Source organism: Lacticaseibacillus thailandensis DSM 22698 = JCM 13996, assembly GCF_001312865.1.
GTDB lineage: Bacteria > Bacillota > Bacilli > Lactobacillales > Lactobacillaceae > Lacticaseibacillus > Lacticaseibacillus thailandensis.
The window spans coordinates 438,345-456,611 of record NZ_BBER01000001.1 but is presented as its reverse complement, the minus strand read 5'-3'; the positions used below and the strand labels follow the sequence as shown (position 1 = coordinate 456,611).

The 18,267-nt window shown below is 48.9% G+C and carries 20 protein-coding genes and 2 pseudogenes; all 22 read left to right on the top strand.

All coding sequences use genetic code 11. The features are described 5' to 3' along the window. Positions 1 to 249 precede the first annotated feature (249 nt). The 22 genes and pseudogenes from JCM13996_RS11090 to JCM13996_RS11425 all read left to right on the top strand — a co-directional run bounded on the left by JCM13996_RS11090 (position 250) and on the right by JCM13996_RS11425 (position 18,267). On the top strand, positions 250 to 591 hold the full coding sequence (locus tag JCM13996_RS11090; RefSeq protein WP_162205161.1) for a hypothetical protein: 342 nt from the start codon (positions 250 to 252) through the stop codon (positions 589 to 591). Next, positions 495 to 1,322 carry a UvrD-helicase domain-containing protein gene (locus JCM13996_RS02235; protein WP_054749429.1) on the top strand — a complete coding sequence of 276 codons (828 nt, stop codon included), beginning with the start codon at positions 495 to 497 and terminating at the stop codon, positions 1,320 to 1,322. The genes JCM13996_RS11090 and JCM13996_RS02235 overlap by 97 nt, the downstream gene beginning before the upstream one ends. After that, positions 1,319 to 3,040 carry a 3'-5' exonuclease gene (locus JCM13996_RS02230; RefSeq protein ID WP_054749428.1) on the top strand — a complete coding sequence of 574 codons (1,722 nt, stop codon included), beginning with the start codon at positions 1,319 to 1,321 and terminating at the stop codon, positions 3,038 to 3,040. The genes JCM13996_RS02235 and JCM13996_RS02230 overlap by 4 nt, the downstream gene beginning before the upstream one ends. 39 nt (positions 3,041 to 3,079) lie before the next feature. After that, positions 3,080 to 5,877, top strand: a pseudogene (locus JCM13996_RS02225) (helicase C-terminal domain-containing protein); the annotation flags it as partial. Between the two features lie 515 nt (positions 5,878 to 6,392). Then, positions 6,393 to 6,770, top strand: a complete 378-nt coding sequence (locus JCM13996_RS02220) for a cell wall elongation regulator TseB-like domain-containing protein (RefSeq protein WP_054749427.1) — start codon at positions 6,393 to 6,395, stop codon at positions 6,768 to 6,770. Between the two features lie 40 nt (positions 6,771 to 6,810). Beyond that, a complete protein-coding gene (locus tag JCM13996_RS02215; RefSeq protein WP_054749426.1) occupies positions 6,811 to 8,013 on the top strand; it encodes a pyridoxal phosphate-dependent aminotransferase in 1,203 nt (400 codons plus the stop codon). A 14-nt stretch (positions 8,014 to 8,027) separates the two neighbouring features. Beyond that, entirely contained in the window at positions 8,028 to 9,326 is a 1,299-nt protein-coding gene (gene asnS / locus JCM13996_RS02210) for an asparagine--tRNA ligase (protein WP_054749425.1), read from the top strand. 70 nt (positions 9,327 to 9,396) lie between these two features. Next, entirely contained in the window at positions 9,397 to 10,029 is a 633-nt protein-coding gene (locus JCM13996_RS02205) for a DnaD domain-containing protein (protein WP_054749424.1), read from the top strand. A gap of 787 nt (positions 10,030 to 10,816) precedes the next feature. Next, positions 10,817 to 11,392 (top strand): helix-turn-helix domain-containing protein, encoded by a 576-nt coding sequence (locus JCM13996_RS12745; RefSeq protein ID WP_156321842.1) that lies wholly within the window; start codon positions 10,817 to 10,819, stop codon positions 11,390 to 11,392. Next, on the top strand, positions 11,277 to 11,720 hold the full coding sequence (locus tag JCM13996_RS02200) for a hypothetical protein (protein ID WP_156321819.1): 444 nt from the start codon (positions 11,277 to 11,279) through the stop codon (positions 11,718 to 11,720). Before JCM13996_RS12745 ends, JCM13996_RS02200 begins: the two co-directional genes overlap by 116 nt. Continuing rightward, positions 11,681 to 11,809, top strand: a complete 129-nt coding sequence (locus tag JCM13996_RS12740; RefSeq protein ID WP_369395676.1) for a PRD domain-containing protein — start codon at positions 11,681 to 11,683, stop codon at positions 11,807 to 11,809. Before JCM13996_RS02200 ends, JCM13996_RS12740 begins: the two co-directional genes overlap by 40 nt. Beyond that, entirely contained in the window at positions 11,775 to 12,542 is a 768-nt protein-coding gene (locus JCM13996_RS02195) for a PTS sugar transporter subunit IIA (protein WP_082383760.1), read from the top strand. The genes JCM13996_RS12740 and JCM13996_RS02195 overlap by 35 nt, the downstream gene beginning before the upstream one ends. 6 nt (positions 12,543 to 12,548) lie before the next feature. Further along, the gene (locus JCM13996_RS12220; protein ID WP_156321818.1) at positions 12,549 to 13,010 is read left to right on the top strand and encodes a zinc-binding metallopeptidase family protein; all 462 of its coding nucleotides are present in this window, start codon (positions 12,549 to 12,551) and stop codon (positions 13,008 to 13,010) included. Further along, positions 12,979 to 13,593 (top strand): annotated as a pseudogene (locus JCM13996_RS12735) (zinc-binding metallopeptidase family protein). The gene JCM13996_RS12220 and the pseudogene JCM13996_RS12735 overlap by 32 nt, the downstream one beginning before the upstream one ends. Positions 13,594 to 13,608: 15 nt before the next feature. Beyond that, entirely contained in the window at positions 13,609 to 13,932 is a 324-nt protein-coding gene (locus JCM13996_RS02185) for a PTS lactose/cellobiose transporter subunit IIA (protein ID WP_054749421.1), read from the top strand. 5 nt (positions 13,933 to 13,937) lie between these two features. Continuing rightward, positions 13,938 to 14,030, top strand: a complete 93-nt coding sequence (locus JCM13996_RS12730) for a PTS sugar transporter subunit IIB (RefSeq protein WP_225353415.1) — start codon at positions 13,938 to 13,940, stop codon at positions 14,028 to 14,030. A 365-nt stretch (positions 14,031 to 14,395) separates the two neighbouring features. Beyond that, entirely contained in the window at positions 14,396 to 15,382 is a 987-nt protein-coding gene (locus tag JCM13996_RS02175) for a PTS sugar transporter subunit IIC (RefSeq protein WP_225353414.1), read from the top strand. Positions 15,383 to 15,384: 2 nt separating this feature from the next. Further along, a complete protein-coding gene (locus JCM13996_RS11440; protein WP_225353413.1) occupies positions 15,385 to 15,624 on the top strand; it encodes a hypothetical protein in 240 nt (79 codons plus the stop codon). A 124-nt stretch (positions 15,625 to 15,748) separates the two neighbouring features. Next, a complete protein-coding gene (locus tag JCM13996_RS12725) occupies positions 15,749 to 16,045 on the top strand; it encodes an RDD family protein (protein ID WP_369395675.1) in 297 nt (98 codons plus the stop codon). Between the two features lie 288 nt (positions 16,046 to 16,333). Beyond that, positions 16,334 to 17,407 (top strand): M24 family metallopeptidase, encoded by a 1,074-nt coding sequence (locus tag JCM13996_RS02165; RefSeq protein WP_054749419.1) that lies wholly within the window; start codon positions 16,334 to 16,336, stop codon positions 17,405 to 17,407. Between the two features lie 13 nt (positions 17,408 to 17,420). Then, positions 17,421 to 17,780, top strand: a complete 360-nt coding sequence (locus JCM13996_RS11430) for a beta C-S lyase family protein (protein WP_225353412.1) — start codon at positions 17,421 to 17,423, stop codon at positions 17,778 to 17,780. Continuing rightward, entirely contained in the window at positions 17,749 to 18,267 is a 519-nt protein-coding gene (locus JCM13996_RS11425; protein ID WP_225353411.1) for an aminotransferase class I/II-fold pyridoxal phosphate-dependent enzyme, read from the top strand. The genes JCM13996_RS11430 and JCM13996_RS11425 overlap by 32 nt, the downstream gene beginning before the upstream one ends.

Here is an 18,267-nt window from a genome sequence, read left to right as displayed (position 1 = left end):
GGCAGACCTGGTAGGGGCGGAACCCACCCTGAGCAAAGTGGCGGATAACCTCGCCCAGGTTCAAGCCCTCACCGCCATCGCCACGCGGACATTACCAAGTGAGAACTACGCAGCCGTGCAAAACGCCATCGACGACGTCGACTGGGGCCGCTGGCCGGGGGGCAAAGTCACGGACGAAGTAGTCAAGGCAACGAAAAATGATGCCAAGCTCTGCGTGACCAGGCCAAGGAGATTTTTGAGCAGCGGCTGGTGCCGTTGTTTGGCCTCAACACCGACGACTTGGCTACCGCCCTGGATGCCGGGCACGACCTGGTGGCGGAACTCAGCCATGTCTGCCTGGAATTCAAGCACGCTTACTGGGCGGAAAAGCAACGGCGTCACGTCCTCGACTTTGGCGACATCGAACAGGCCGCCCGCACCATCCTGGACCAAGCGGACCCTGATACCGGCACGACGGTCGGCCAGATCTACCGCGACGCGTTTGACGAAGTCTGGTGGATGAGTACCAGGACACCAACCCCCTGCAGGAAGCCATCCTCAGCGGCGTGTCCACCCCGGCACCAGGCAACCGCTTCATGGTGGGGGACGTGAAGCAAAGTATTTACGGGTTCCGCTTAGCCGCACCACAGCTATTTTTGGACAAGTACGCCCGTTATACACCCAGCACCGCGTCGGCGGACAATACCCGCAACGTCACGGACGGCGAACGGATCACGTTGGCGGAAAACTTCCGTTCCTCGCGCAACATCCTGGACTTCACCAACCTCATCTTTCGGCAGGTTATGGACCGAACGGTGGGGGACATTGATTACCAGGGTGGGGAGGAACTGAAGCTAGGCGCGACCGACATTCCCAGTGACTTTGCCCCCGCCACCGAACTGTTATTGTACGTTCCGGATGATGCAGAGGACGCAGCGGCCAACGCTGATCTCGACAAGGATATTGGTCAGGTCCGGATGGTGATCAACCGCATCCAGGCGTTGATGGCCCATCCAGAAAAGCAGCTCTACGACCGTAAGCAGGGTGCCTACCGGAACCTGGAATACCGGGACATCACTTTGCTGGTGCCCACCCGTAGCCAAAACCTTCAAATTCAGGAGGAGTTTGCCGCGGCCGGTATCCCCATCGTGATCAATGATGCGCAAAACTACTTCAAGACCACCGAGTTACAAGTGATGCTGTCACTGCTCAAAGTAATCGACAACCCACTCCAGGAGATCCCGCTGGTGGCCGTGTTGCGGTCGCCCATGGTGGGGATGACGGCGGACGAACTGGCAGTCGTCCGCCTGGCGGATCGGCACGTGCGTACTACGACGCGGTGACGCGTTTTATTGCCCAGTACGACGCCGCCACCGCGGACGCGACCACCACGAGCGCCTACCATAAGTTGATGCAGTTTCGGGAACAATTGACCGGGTTCCGTGACCTGGCCCGCAGTAACCGGCTGGTGGACCTCATCTGGGCCATTTACCAAGAAACTGGCTACCTCGACTTTGTTGGGGGGATGCCCGGGGGGCCACAGCGGCAGGCCAACCTGCGTGCATTGTACGATCGGGCCCACGCTTACGAAGAGGGTGGTTTCCGGGGCCTGTTTGCCTTTGTTCACTTCATCGAACTGATGCAGCAACGGGATAAAGACCTCGACACACCGGTTACCATTGATCCGGATACCAACGCGGTGCACCTAATGACCATTCACGGGAGCAAGGGGCTACAGTTCCCCGTGGTCTTCTTGATGAATAGTAGTCGCAGCCTGCACGGCAACAGTAATCGTGGTGATAGCAAAGCCATCCTGTCTGGTGGCCAAATTGGCATTCAATGGCTGCAGGAGGATACCCGCGTACAAATTCCGCTGCCACAGTACGAATTGGCGCGCCAGGACCGTGATGGGCGCGAACAGGCGGAAGCGCTACGGGTCTTGTACGTGGCGCTCACCCGAGCGGAACAACACCTGTATGTCGTGGGTTACGGTGCTACCCGGGAACGATTAGAGCAAAGTTGGCGTAAGTTGGCTAACACCAACGACCTCGTACTACCGGCTTACAACCGGTTAACGGCCGCGTCACTGCTGGCGTTGATTGGGGCCAGCCTCGTACGGCACCCTCACTATCCCGACCAAACGGACCCGTTAGTCGGTCTGGTCGATGACCCAACTATGTTCACCATTAATTGGGTCACCCATCCCAAAGTGGCGGGTGGGGCGCAAACCCAACTGGCGGTAACCCAACCACCACTGGACGTTGATGTTGACCAATGGTTTAGCTTTCAGTACCCATATGCGGCCGCAACCCAGACGACCGGGTTCCAGGCGGTCTCGGAAATTAAGCGACTCTTTGATGACCCATCACTAACTGAACTCCACGCGGATCCGCAAACGAGTGGCCATCAGGTGCTCAATGATGGCCAAGCGGCCCGACGTTACGTTGAACCGTTCGCGACCCCGCAGTTTATCACCGGGGGCGTGGAAGCGCGGCCGAGTGCCGCGGCGATTGGGACCGCGACCCACCAGGTCATGCAGAGCCTCGACTTACACGTTGCCATTACGCCCACATATGTTGCGGGCGTCATTGAGGACCTTGTCGACCGGCAACTAATTACCGCTACGGTCGGCCGGAACGTCAACATCGACCACATTGTGGCGTTCTTCACCACCCCACTGGGGCAAACGCTCTTGCAAACGCCGGACACCGTGCAGCGCGAAGTGCCATTTGCGATGCTCATGCCGGCGGGGGACGTGTTCCCGGCCATGCGCAACGACGAACAAAACCTGTTAGTTCACGGGATCATGGATGGCTTTGTCACCACACCGGACGGGGTCATCCTTTATGATTACAAAACGGACCACGTCGGCCACCAGCAGGACGCCATCGTGACCAAGTACAGCGGCCAACTGAACCTGTACGCACTAGCATTGCGGCAAATCCAACCCGCACCGGTGATAGGGTTACGGCTGGTGCTGCTCGAAACGAACACCGTGGTAGCACTAGCTGTACAAGGGGCGTATGATATAAATAGTAATAACAGCTCACGTGAGCCTTAACTGTGGACCACGGGCTGCTTTGATTTAGGTGATAAATATATGGATGCAGACACCATCTACGCAGTAATCGACCTTGAGACTACCGGCACCGACGTCGAAGCCGGCGACCGGATCATTCAGATCGGTTGTGCCTAATTCAGCACCACAAAGTCATTCAGACGTACTCCCAACTGGTGAACCCCGATTCGCGGATTCCGGTCGCCATTCAGCGCTTGACGGGGATCCACCCACAGGACTTGGTCTCCGCGCCTTACTTTGACGAAATTGCACCAGTCCTGAGGCAAATGCTCAGCGAAACGGTGATAGTGGCGCACAACGTTAACTTTGACTACCCGTTCTTGAACGCCGAGTTCGCACGGGTTGGTTTGCGTACCCTCGCGAATGATGCGCTGGATACTGTCCAGTTGGCGCAGATTTTACTGCCTAACTCGGTCAGTTACCGGCTGTCCGACTTGACGCACTTACTGAACATTCAGCACAATAATCCGCACCAAGCGGACAGCGACGCGGTCAGCACTGCCAAGTTGTTAATTGAGCTAAGCCGCCGTTTCCGGCAATTACCGGGACCGACGCAGCAACAACTCGCCCGCCTGGGGCAGGGGTTATTACGACAGACCGGTAAATACTTACAATACCTGGCTCGTGACGCCCAGCCACTCACGGGTCACTACCTGATGAAGCGGGGGGTCGTCATTGCCAACCCCGCACCCGAACGGCAAAGTCGCGCTGCTCGGGCTGGCCGTGGTTTACAGGAATATCCAGCTAAGGAAGCTGCCAAGCGCAAAATGATCAAACGTGCCGGGGGCCAGCTGCGCTTCCGTTACGCCCAAGCGCGGATGATGGATCGCGTGTACGCTAACGCGACGAACGACCAACAGCCACTAGTGATTGAAGCCGGTACGGGACTAGGCAAGTCACTAGGCTACCTCATTCCGTACAGCTTTGTGGCCACCCCCGATAACAAGGTCATCATCGCCACGTCGACCACGGTGCTCCAAAGCCAGTTGATGAATAGTACGATTCCGTTAGTCGAACAGCTGGTAGGGCACCCAGTCGACGCGGTCACGCTCAAGAGTCCGCGGCATTACATTGACTTAAATAAGTTTGCGACCACACTGCACGACAGCGAGGTTAAGGGTATCAGTCTGGTACTACAAATGCAGATTCTAGTGTGGCTGACTAGTACCAAAACGGGTGATCTGGACGAATTGCACACCGCTAGTACGCAGAGTGCCTTCTTCGTCCGGATTCAACATACGGGTAATTTTGGTACCGAATACAGCAACCCGTTCTACAAGGTGGACTTTTACCGCAACGCACTCCGGCGGGTGGATGCGGCGGCCATCGTGGTCACCAACCACGCGTACCTGGCGGCCCACTACACCGACGACGCTTTCAGTGGTCAACCATTCTTGGTAGTGGACGAAGCCCAGCACTTCGCCGAAAATGCTGCCAACGCGTTTACCGTGCGCCTGAACCTGAAAAAGTTACACTACGCGCTCAACCAATTTGACCGCATCATTGGTGGCCCGGACACCCGGGGGTTGGCCGCAATTTACGCGGATAACCAGATCATGAGTTACCAGTTACGCAGTTTGCAGCTGGCCACGGACAAAGCCCTCAATCTGGTCGCCGGAATCCAAACCCGACTGTTCCACCACTACTTTGCCCACCAGCAACGACCCCACAACGGGTTTATGGAATTGAACCTGTCGCACGCCGACATCCAAACGATTATTGACCGGTTTACTCCGGTCGCCCAGGACATTTTAGGCCTCAGCAACCAGATCCTGACGATTGCCGACACGTTACTGACGGACTACACCCAAAACGAAAACCACTTTTTGACCAGCGATATTCGCACCTTCCAGCACCTGGAGGACGTCGCCGCCGGCTTATCCGAGCAGCTAGGACCCATGACCGCGCTCACGGAACACAATCCGCTCCTGACGGACGCCCAGGTGGCCGTACCAAGCCTGACGCTCCGGCACCCCGACGATCTGACTAGCCTTAACGTCAACTGGCGGGTATTTGACGTCCGCGACCACTTGCAGAACCTCTTGCGCAACTTCACCGCGCCTGTCTTTACCGGCGGTACGCTGACGATTCGCAAAGACGCGCAATTTTTGACCAACCAGTTGGGCTACCCGGCACTACCGGACACCCAGGTGATGACGTTGCGTAGTCCGTTCAAATACAAGCAGCAGGCACGCGTGATGATTGCCGCTGATGCGCCGCACATTAACGACCTGAGCGCGAAGCAATACGCGGATTATCTGACCAACGCGATTGAGCGGCTGGCTGATAACGAACACCAGACGTTGGTACTGTTCAATTCACTGACGGTGATTGGGCACGTCTTTGCACGGCTCAACCGTCGGCCCATTGCCGACCGTAAGGAGATCCTCGCGCAGGGGGTCACGGGGTCGGCGGCGCGCATTGCGCGGCGCTTTGCCGTCAGCCGCAATAGCGTACTGCTTGGCGCTGCTAGCTTCTTCGAGGGCGTCGATTATCCGGACAAGCAACTTGAAACCGTCATTTTAACAAGATTACCTTTTGATATGCCTAACGACCCCGTAATTAAGGCCCGGTATGATAATATAAAGGCTAGTGGCGCGGATCCGTTCACACAGGACGCCGTACCGCGCGCCACATTACGGTTGCGGCAAAGCTTCGGGCGGCTGATTCGGCGCGAGAGTGACCGGGGGGTCTTCATCGTGCTGGACGACCGGCTGACGCGGACCAGTTACGGGCGGGGGATGCAGAAATCCCTGCCGTCCGTGACAACCGACCTGTTACCGCTGGCCGCCATGCCGGACGCGTTGGAGCGTTGGCTGACCCCCGACGAGGAGGAACAGGCTGCCGCCAAGAAATTGTTAGAGGAGCATAAGGCCACCCCTAACCGCCGGCCGCGCCGGCGCAACACCAAAAAGGCGGCGGCCGTGACCACCAAGGCGGATGAGGCACGCAAGAAGGGGGCGGACAAGCAGTCCGCACGCACTCCGGCCAAAACCACCACACGTAAGCCGCGCACACACAAGCCTCAGTCCGCCGTTAAACAACCACAAACGGGGCGGGGGACCAAAGCCAAGCCTACTCAGGCTACAGTCAAGTCAGGCACAGCACAGAAGCAACCCACCACGACTACCAAGAAGCGACGGCCGCGGCGGCGCACAACTAAATCCGCAACCAACCACAAATCAACACCAAAAAAAGTAGTATCATCGGTTCATAAGCCGATGCGAAAGGAATTTGTTCATGCACAATCGTAGTTCTGAACGTTGGCGGAGATGGGCCTAGTAGCGGCATCATCGTTGTCGTACTGTCGGTCATCATCTTCTTCCAACAGGCCATGCATCCCTACAACAAGTTACGCAGCCAGGCGGAAAGTATTGCGACCCGTTCCGCGCAGGTCACGCACATTGATGGCTTCTGGTGGAATACGCGCGATCAAAGCTACCTCACCGTCGCGGGCCAGCGCAACCACCACGCCGTGTACGTGATCATTAAGCAAAAGAACGGTGCCATCCACGTTGTCCGGCAAAATGCCGGGACGACGCGCAACCAGGCGCTTAGTGCAACCTGGAAGCAACATGACCCGCAACGGGTGATCAGCGCAGCTTTGCGTTATCAGGCAAGCGGCTGGTCTGGGACGTCGCCTACAAGACCAAGCAAGGCCGCCTTGGTTACGTCTCGTATTCCTTCCGAACCGGTAAGCAAGTTGAATTAATTAAAAACATATAGGGTCAACCATCATTTGGAGGTGCTTTATGCAAGTTTCGAACCGCTTAGCCAAAGTCAATCCCAGCGCAACGCTGGCAATGAGCCAGAAGACCAATGAACTCAAAGCCGCCGGGGCTGACGTCATCAACTTGACCATGGGCCAGCCGGACTTTGAGACGCCGAAGTTCATCGAACAGGCGGCCATTGACAGCATTAATGCCGGCCAGGCCAGCTTTTACACCCAGGCCACCGGCTTACCGGAACTCCGTACCGCCATCAGTCACCGAATCGAGCGGCGGACGGGTTACCACTACGATGCTAGCCAAATCGTGGCCACCAATGGGGCTAAGTTTGCCCTGTACTGCTTGTTTAACGCCATCCTCAATCCCGGTGACGGGGTCATTGTCCCAACGCCGGGCTGGGTTTCCTACGTTGAACAAGTGCGGTTAGCCGGTGGGGTTCCGCAGGCGGCCCCCGCTAGTGATGGCTTCAAGGTCACCGTTGACGACCTGGACCGCGTTGTCAATGACCACACCAAAGCCATCATCATTAATAGTCCCCAGAATCCTAGTGGGACAATCTACAACAAGCAGGAACTGACGCTCATTGGCAATTGGGCTCTGCGTCACAACATTATGATTGTGAGCGACGAGATCTACAGTGATTTGGTCTACAATGGGGCAAAAGCGACATCGATGTTGTCCCTCGACCCGGCCATCAGCGCCAACACCATCCTCATCGGTGGGGTCTCCAAGTCCTTTGCCATGACTGGTTGGCGTATCGGTTACGCTGCGGCACCGGCACCAGTGGCTAAAGCCATGGCCACCATCTGCAGCCACGCCACTGGTAATCCGGCGGCGGTTAGTCAGTACGCCGCCATTACCGCCTTCAATAGTGACGGCAGTAGCACCGAAAAGATGCGGCAGGCTTTTGAAGACCGGCTGAACACAATTTACCCGCTATTCAACCGTATCCCGGGCTTCAAACTGGCAGAGAAACCAACTGGGGCCTTCTACCTGTTCATCAACGTGAAGGACGCCGTGACTAATTTGGGTTACGATTCCGCCGACAGCTTTGCCATGGACCTACTCGAGAAGACGGGCGTCGCCGTTGTTCCTGGGCGTGCGTTTGGTAATCCAAACTACATCCGACTTAGTTACGCCGCCGCCAAGGACAATTTGCTCGAAGCTGCAAAGCGGATTGAGGACTTCGTCACGGGTTCCAGCACACCACATACTGCAAACGATTAGGAGAGATTAGCAACATGCCAGAACAGATTACGATCAGCGAAGCACCACAGCACGTGAACGAAACCGTCAAAATTGGGGTTTGGCTCACTGACAAGCGCAGTAGCGGGAAAATTGCCTTCCTGCAGTTGCGTGATGGGACTGCCTTCTTCCAGGGCGTCGTTCGGAAGAATGACGTGAGTGAAGCGGTATTCCTGCAGGCCAAAGAATTACGTCAGGAAACCAGTTTCTGGGTCACCGGCGAGATCCATGAGGATGCGCGTAGCCACTTTGGCTACGAAATTCAGGTCCAGGACATTGAGGTCGTCGGCACCAGTGAGGACTTCCCCATCACGCCAAAGGAACACGGTATCGAATTCCTGCTGGACCACCGTCACCTGTGGCTGCGGAGTCGCCGGCCCTTTGCCATCATGCACATTCGTAACGAAGTCATTCGGGCCACCTACGAATTCTTCAACCAGGAAGGGTTCATCAAGATGGACCCACCAATTCTGACTGGGTCGGCTCCTGAAGGCACGACCGAGCTATTCCACATTGATTATTTCGACCACGATGCCTACCTGAGTCAAAGTGGCCAGTTGTATGAAGAAGCGGGGGCCATGGCGTTTGGCAAGGTCTTTAGCTTTGGTCCGACGTTTCGGGCGGAAAAGAGTAAGACACGCCGGCACTTGACCGAATTTTGGATGATTGAGCCAGAAATGGCGTTCATGCACCAGGATGAAAGCCTGGAGATTCAGGAACGCTACGTGGCTTACCTGGTCAGCAAGGTCATCGACAACTGTGGCTACGACTTGAAGTTGCTGGACCGTGATCCAGAAGACTTGAAGAAGTTCACGAAGTTGCCGTTCCCCCGCATCAGTTACGATAAGGCTATTGATATGTTGCAGGAGGGTGGCTTTGACACCAAGTGGGGCGATGACTTCGGTTCACCCGAAGAAACCTACTTGTCCGACCAGTTTGAACAGCCCGTCTTTGTTCTCAACTACCCCAAGAGCATCAAGCCATTCTACATGTTGCCTGCAGAAGGCCGTGATGACGTGTACGTATGTGCGGACCTGCTAGCGCCAGAAGGCTACGGGGAAATCATTGGTGGTTCCGAACGTGAAGTTGACTACGATAAGCTTGCCGCGGCCATCAAAAAGGCCGGCCTGAGTCAGGAAGACTACCAGTGGTACCTGGATCTGCGCGAATATGGTAGCGTGCCGCACTCCGGCTTTGGGATGGGACTTGAACGGTTCCTGGCCTGGATCTGCAAATCAGACCACCTGCGCGAAACGATTCCGTTCCCACGGATGTTGAACCGTTTGCAGCCGTAATTATTAATGACAGTAGTGGCCGCAAAGTTAACGCTTTGCGGCCACTGTGACATTTGAGGGGGAGTTAGTAATGAGTTCCATTGATGATTTGCTTACGGCAGGAAGTACTAGCTTTTCAGACTTGCTCTTTAGCCAGTTTGCGGCCTCCTCGCTGACCCGGGACGAGTTGCTCGCTTACCTGTACATTGACCGCTACGTGCAACATCACCGGGACGCGCCAAACTTGCAGGCACTAGCCCAGGCCACCAAGATGACCACGACCGAGTTCAACCACTGCGTGGCCAACCTGGTCAGTAAGGGGGCCATCACCATCAGCACCGGCACTGATGCTCGCGGGCGGATGACCGACGTGTACGACACCAAACCGTTGATCAAACACTGGTTGACCAACGCTGAGCCGGCCGCCGACCACAGTGCGGGCGCTCCAGCAGCGACCACCGTCGACCCAGTTCGCCACCTCCAACAGCAGGTGGAAACCGAATTTGGGCGGATGCTCACACCGATTGAGCAACAAACCATCCGGGCGTGGCTCAACGAGGACCATTACGACCCGGAAGTTGTGGCGCTGGCATTACGCGAAGCGGTGCTCAATCAAGCTTACTCGCTTAAGTACATGGACCGCGTGCTGATTACGTGGGAAAAGCGTAATCTACGCACGGTACAGGCAATCAAGCAGGCGCAGCGCGAGTTCAATGAACTGTAGAAGATTCAATAATTAAAAATGCAGATAAACACATAAATTTACTGCGATAATCCCTTTATGGTTATCAGATGAAATACAATAATTCATTTGACGACTGTGGAGGGATTTTTGTTATTCACAACGAGAGCAATCAGAATTTCGACGTCTATGTATCAGTATCATTTTGAAAAACTAGTCAACAGTCCTTGAAAATAGTGTCGTAAGCCGACCTCACATAGTTCGGTAATGCGCCCCAGCTGGTGATCTTCCAAAAAAATTTGCGTTCATGAAAGTATTTATATAATTGTTATTGACTTATAACGTCAATGCCGTATTCTTTGCGATAAATAAGGATGTTTGTACCTTGCTCAACCGTACTTTTACCTGTTTTTACTGTATTTAACTGTTACCATTTCTTGATCGGTTAAATAGTGATTTAGGAAAATTATCACCTTTTTTTGTAATTATTATCGTACATACAATAAATAAGTGAAACAAGATTATCAGTTATAGGGCCTTTATGCTAATCCTTGCACTTCTTTGTGCAAACAATTTTCTGTTATAAATGGTAGCTAGCTTTTACTATGAATGTAGACAAAGGAGTCGACGGTAGATGCGCACATACGTAATTTTAAAAAAAATTATCTCAAACAAAGTCGTTTCTTCCCTTAAATTATTTTGTTGAGTCTCTACAAGTTTCTCGACGCACCGTGCAAAAAGAATTATCGTTCATTAAAAAAATCAGGACCAAGACATGGATATCAGTTATTAAGTGAATATGGGCGTGGATATTCCTTGGAGGTGATAGATAAAAAAACAGTTCAAACAATTTCTAGCAACCTTATCGTCAGAGGAATCGGTAATTAACGAAGAGCAGCTGGTTGTAGACATCTTAATTAAGTTATTAACGATTCCAAAATGGGAATACGTCGCAGTCAGTGAACTAGTGAGGACTACCGGATTCAGTAGCACATTTCTTTACTCCAAACTGAATACAATCGATAAATTTGCCGAATCGTTTAATCTGCGTCTGGAACGAAAAAGTCATTTTGGAATTCGTCTAATCGGTTCAGACCACGCAATAAGAAAATTGATGTTGGAGTTATACCAAAAGGGAGATAACTCATTAGACAGTTTAGTCAGTGAACGTGTAGGTAATTTTAGCGAATACGAACGTGTTGCTGAAGATTGTATTCGCGATCACCACCTACGAATTGGATATTACGAATTTCAAACAATCCTATCCTGGCTTAAGATACTCGTTTTACATGAAACAACTAACCAGTTGTATGATATTGAGTCAAATATTTTTTTCCTTGCAAAATGTTCCTCTGAAAAAACTAGACCGAGTGCTCAAGGATGTGGCCAAAAATTTTCAGATTAATATTTCCCAAGAAATTCTCAAAGAGTTTGAGATGCTCGTTAATGAATCGGTGCAAAGTGAAACATTCGTTCAACCAAACGTGAACAAAACCTATCTTAAAGCAAAGATAGTCTCCTTTTTCGAAGCAACAGACGCTAAAAATGGTACAGATTACAGCGATGACACAAATTTCGTTGATGGCCTAGTCACACACTTAGTATTTTTGTTGGAGCGAATCGATAAAAAAAAGTTGTTTACAAAAACCCGCTATTACTTGAACTTTGCATCCGGTATCCGCTCGTTTTTGATTTGGTCCTCAAGTTTTCTAAGTTCCTTGAAAAGGTATTAAACATCAAAGTCTCAAACGACGAATTAGGCTTTATCGCCGTACATTTCCTCAATCATGAGGCAACAGAAAAAAAACAAACGCATTCGTAAGTATGAGCGCGTTGCAGTGATCTGTACAACTGGCGGAGGTGTGTCTAATTTAATTAGGACGCAAATTATCGGTATTTTCCCAGAAGCAAACGTCAGGGCATTTTCATTTTGGCAGGAAAATGATATTGAAGCATTTGGACCAGATTTGATTTTTTCAGTCATACCCCTAAAACACAGTTTGAAAGTGCCAATACTTTACATCAAGGAACTATTAACAAGGAGCGATATAGAGAATATCAAGCAAGTTTTGTTTCTCAACGAATCAAGCCAAATAGCGCCAGAAAAGATTTCGACTGATCAGAATTATCTAACACTATTTAAAGCAAACCTGTTTACGACACAGCAACCTCTTGATTATTCAACAATCATACAATCAATGTCCAAACAAATTGTCGAACAGGGTTATGGTGATTCAGATTTCGTTACGAATGTGCTCAAACGGGAAAAATACATGTCAACCGTTTATAACAATGGAATTGCGATGCCACATCCAATCGAGATGAAAGGTGTTAGTAGTGCAGTAGGTGTACGCATCGTAAAGCCAAGCATTTCCGAAAAAGGGAAAGATGTAAAACTTGTCTTCATGGTTTGTTTGGCGAGGGATGATTTCCGATATTACAGCCGAATTTCTGACTGCATATTCAATCTAATGCAAAATGAACAAAAAAATTATCGAGATATACAACAATCCGACTTTTCCAAATTTAATAAGTATCTTAAAGGAAATGGGTGAATAGTAATGGATTATGGATTATTAAAAGAGCTTTCAAACGCAGATGGAGTTGCATCAAATGAACAAGCAGTTCGAACCATCATTAAGAAAGAATTGGCTTATTATAGCAATACTTTTATGTTCGACGGAATTGGAAGCCTGATGGTCACCAAAGCTGCAGCGGTGAATGATGCACCGACGATTATGTTCGCCGCTCACATGGATGAAGTAGGTTTTATGATCCGCTACATCTCTGAAATAGGTATTGGTTATCTTCAATCGCTTGGCAATGTGGAAGCACGAGCCGAACACAGTCAAATTGTTCGCGCAACCACGAACCACGGAAAGGTTGTAGAGGGGGTGCTCAACTCTACTCTTGATGCAAGCGGGAATATTGACCAAATATATGTGGATTTTGGGTTTAATTCAAGGAAAGAATTCTTAAAGTCAGGGTTGAATGTTGGGAACATGGTCGTTTTTTTCATCTGAGTTTAGAGAATTATCATCCCAAAACATCGTAGCTGGTAAAGCCATGGATGACCGGACGGGTTGCTTCGCACTAATTAAGGCGATGCAATCCATCGAAGAGGACGATTTACCAGTGAACGTCGTAGCAGCCTTCACGGGAAGTGAAGAGGTAGGCACACGTGCGGAAGGCTAACTTCAAACATTATCAGTCCAGACATATTCTTTGCTATCGACGTGGCAAAAAAACCCGGAGCTCGATCGTGGCTTTATGAATACTCGCAAGGTTGGTGGTGGCCCTATGATTGAGTTTTATGACAAAACAATGATTCCAAATCCCAAGTTACTCCATTTTCTCCAAGTGACTGCCGACAATAGCAAAATTCCGTACCAGAAGGATATGTTTAAGGGCGGTGGTACGGATGCTGGTACGGCTCATTTGGAGAATGGTGGCACTGCATCAGCAGTTCTTGGTATTCCGCTAAGGTATTGTCACGATCCATACTCAATTGCGTCAGAAAAGGATTTGCAAACAATGAGTATACTAATTGAAATCTTAGCACATAAATTTAATCAGGACGTAGTGGATAAAATTTATCAATTCTAGTAAAGGGTGATTGGAATGGACGAATCAGAAAAACAAATCATGGGTTTAATTTCTGCTTCGGGAGAAAGTAGATCCAAAGCTTTTGAAGCACTTCAGAAAGTACGCAGTCACGATTACGACGCAGCAAAGCAATTATTACAGGAATCGAAAGATATGGACGTTGCCGCTCACAATATTCAGACGCAGATGATCCGTAAGGAACTCAATGAAGGAAGTGATGCAAATCCTATAACACTACTGATGGTTCATGCACAAGATCATTATATGACAGCCCAGTTATCGCGTGATTTGATTGAAGAATTGATTGAAATTTTCCAAAAGAGGGATAAAGAGGGGTAATCAAAATGAAAATTATTTTAGCCTGTGTTGCCGGTCTATCAACCACCATGATGATGGACAGTATGAAGAAAGTGATCAATGACAGTAAAAAAAACTAGATTTAAAAAAATTTTGAGTTGGAAGCAATTCCAGCGGAGCAGTTACCTGCCGAAATTGAAGGAACGGACGTCGTTCTAATTGCACCTCAAATTTCTTACAAAAAAAAGACTTTGTTGAATCTGTGACTAAACCTAGAAACATTCCCTACGTTATCATTCCACAAGAGACCTATGGCTCTATGGATGGTGCGACGGTAGTTAAGGAGGCATTAATTGCTCAGCGTAAACAAGAAATAAAGAATAAAGAGCAGGACGGGGGGAGTAAGTGATGTTCGATAAATTTGAAGCATTTATGAACCGATACTTCACTCCTGTTGCAGACTGGATGGATCGAAACATTTACCTAAGCGCGGTAAAAAAAGGCTATGGTTGCCATGACACCGCTCCTAATTATTGGTAGTTTTGCTCTGATTCCATCTGCAATTCCCAACATGATTGGCAAAAACAATATTATTTCTCAATGGATTATCCATTATGGTGATGTAATCACAATTCCATCCACAGTCGGAATGAGCATGATGGCGCTCTATGTGTCTGCCGTAATTGCCTATCATTTGGCTGAATCCAAACATCTTGACGTTCCCGGTTGTATTTCAATGGCCGTGATGAGTTTTCTCATTTTGGCGGTTGATTTCACTAAGGCTGGTGCCGTTGATGTTACCTATTTCGGTACCAAAGGGCTTTTTGTATCAATGTTTGGCAGCATTTTGGCGGTCGAAATATTTGGATGGTGCAAGAAACGCAATTTTACAATTAAAATGCCTGATTCGGTTCCAGATTTTGTATCTAAATCATTCGAAATGATTCCAATTTCGATTATTACCGTTGCTGCGTTCGTTATCCTACGTGTAATTTGTGTTGATTTTCTACACACACTACCACCAATGATTTTCACAAATATATTAGCACCACTTGTTGGCTCCATGGACAACCCGTTTGCGTACACTTTTGTGAAATTCTTGCAGGCACTACTATTCTTCTTTGGTATTCACCCAGCAGTACTTTCGCCAATTACTTCGCCAATTTCAACCCAGTTCCTTGCCGAGAATATCGCAAACGCAAAAGCCGGTCTGGCTTTGACCCACTTCTTTACTCCTGGTCCCGATTCCGCTTTTGGTAATTTTACTGGTACAGGGGTTACGTTTGGGTTGGTATTCTGGTTCATGTTTTCCAAAGCGGCTGCGCAAAAGAAGATTGGACGTATTGCTTTAATTCCCGCTTTATTTGGTATTAACGAGCCAATATTGTTTGGCGCACCAGTTGTATTAAATCCTCTATTTTTCATTCCATTTGTAATTTTAGGACCGATTACCTCATCGTTTGGGGCCTGGGCAATGAGCTTGGGTGGCTGAAAATGTCAGTATTCACCCCACCTTACGTTGGTGTCTTCTTGGAAGGATATTTAGCAACGTTTGACTGGCGCAGTTTACTTGTTAACGGTGCACAGATGCTCTTCTCAATTCTGATTTGGTATCCATTCTGTAAGATGGCCGAGCGAAATGAACTGAAGAAAGAAAAGGAACGTTCCCAAAACAAGAAAGCCATTTCAGACGAAGATGAAGCCCTTATTGATGATTTGGATCTAGACTTTTAATTGCGGAGAAATCAGGCATGGGTAACCTGCCTGATTTCTTTGTTAAAGGGGATATGTTTTATGTCAAAAAGGAACTCCAAAAAAATCTCATCTGACAGTCACACCAAAACGCGTAAACACCTCGGTGCAACCAAATTACGGAAATGCACGAGTGTTAGCCAGTATATTCGATTGGGTAGTTGGAGGTATTGTGAGCGGCTTACCAGGGGTGGTCGTCTACGCCATCTTCAGTGGAAGTAGTAAACCAATGACCAGTCTTTATGTATTCGAGGATGCCGGAATTGGGAGAAATATCACCCTAATGACCAGCTTATTGTGCCTAGCCTTTGGCTTTCTTTATTACGTGGTTATACCGTGGCGAGTTTACCCAGGTCAAACAATTGGTAAAAAAAATTACGCATATCAAGATTGTACGCCGTGACGGTAAGCCGCTTAATTTAGGTATGTTAATCTTGCGACAATTCGTCTTTTTAGTTTTTATTGAGGGCTTAGCAACCGCGACATCTACTTACGTTAAGGTGTTTTTAACCATAACCACTAAATTCTATGTTGATGGGTATCTGACTATAATTTGGTTTGCTTTAACCGTGATGTCTATGTTTTTGCTTTTTTTTGGAATCATCAGCATTTAGCTCTTCATGACCGAGTACTAGGCACTACGGTCATATTGCTAACGGGAAATAAATAAAATAGCAGGAGGGACTATACTTTGCAAAATAATAGAATAAATGTGCTTCGCAACAAGATGAAAGAGAATAACTTGGATGGCTTTCTCATCAACAGCAAGGCAAATCAGTATTATTTATCGGGTTTTACAGGATCCTATGGTCAAGTCCTAATTACTCAGACCGGGCAATACGTCATCGCTGATGGCCGTTACTTTGAGCAACTAAAAACACAATCACCGGAATTTACTGTTGTCGATAACCACATGCGCATGAATGAAACCGTGCGGGATTTAGTTTTAAAGCAAAATTGTAAAAATCTGGGTATTGAGGAGGAGGAAATGGATGTCGCCGAATACCTTACTTTAACCAACGGTAACAACTTGATACATCTTCTTCCGACGAGGGATTGGATTGAAGGTCAGCGTATGGTTAAAGATACCGAGGAGAGAGACAAAATACGTGAAGCTGGTAAAATAGCGGATGCAACTTTTCAGCATATATTGAACTATATTGAGCCCGGGATGACCGAAAAGCAGGTTGCAAATGAAATTGACCAGTGGGGTCTAGATCATGGTGCGGACGCTCGATCATTCGAAACCATAGTAGCTTCTGGGATTCGCTCTGCGCTTCCGCATGGACACGCATCAAATAAAATCATAGGAACTAATGAGATGATTATACTTGACTTTGGGTTCGAGAAAGATCGATATTTTTCTGACATTACCCGAACCATTGCGCTAGGGCATGTGGACCCTGAACTAAAGCAAATTTACGATGTTACGCAGACCGCCCAAAAGAAAGCCATTCAAGCATCCCACGAGGGTGTCCCACTTAAAGAACTTGATCGTGCAGCGAGGGATTACATTGATGATGCTGGCTATGGTGATAAATTTCTACACGGTACTGGGCACGGTTTAGGTTTAACTGTTCATGAATATCCATTATTGAATCGTGATAGTACTGAAACGCTCACCAAGCATATGACCTACACGGTTGAGCCTGGAATTTACTTGGAAGGAATTGGTGGCGTTCGTATTGAGGACGACGTTTGGATAAACGACCAGGGTGAGCCAGAACTGATGACCCAATCGCCACTAAACATGATAGAAATTTAGGAGGGCAATGAAAGTGGATAAAATTAATTTTGATGCCGTTATTAACCGCTACGGAACGTACTCAACGCAGTGGGATTATGTTAAAGATCGGTTTGGCGAAGCTAATTTACTTCCATTTACTATTTCCGATATGGATTTTAAAGCGCCCCAAGGGGTGAGCGATGTTCTGATTAAAGCAGCCGAAAGGGGAATATTTGGGTATACTCGCTGGAATAATGGAGATTTTAAGGGAGCCATAACAAATTGGTTTTCTCGGCGTTATCACTCAAATGTCAGTCAGAATATCGTAGTTTACAGTCCTAGCGTTATCTTCAGCCTTGCCAAACTAATTGAACAATTTAGTGCACCGAATAAAAAAAGTCCTGACATTTAGCCCTTGCTATGATGCATTCATTAACACTGTAACGGCAAACAATCGGGTGCTTTTACAATTCAATATAGACGGCGGCGTGAACTGGTCACGTCTAGAACAATTAATAGCCGAACAACAACCCGAAATTTTCCTCCTTTGCAATCCAGAAAACCCGCTTGGAATTGCCTGGTCTGACGATGAAATGGAACGTATTGTTGGGCTTTGCAATGCTTATCATGTTGCCATCATTAGCGATGAAATTCACATGGACGTAGTTCGTGCGAAAACTAAGACCCACACTTTAGCTAATTATTTTGATGAGCTTAAAGTGTCCAGCGCTGTCATTAGCTCAGCCAGTAAAGCGTTCAATATCCCGGCCTTAGGTTGTTCGTACGCCCTCATACCAAACTCACTAGATAGAGAGCTATTCTTGCACAGTTTGAAGCAAAAAAAATGCCCTTTCTTCGGTACCATACCTCGGAATGTTAGCAACCATCGAATGTTATAA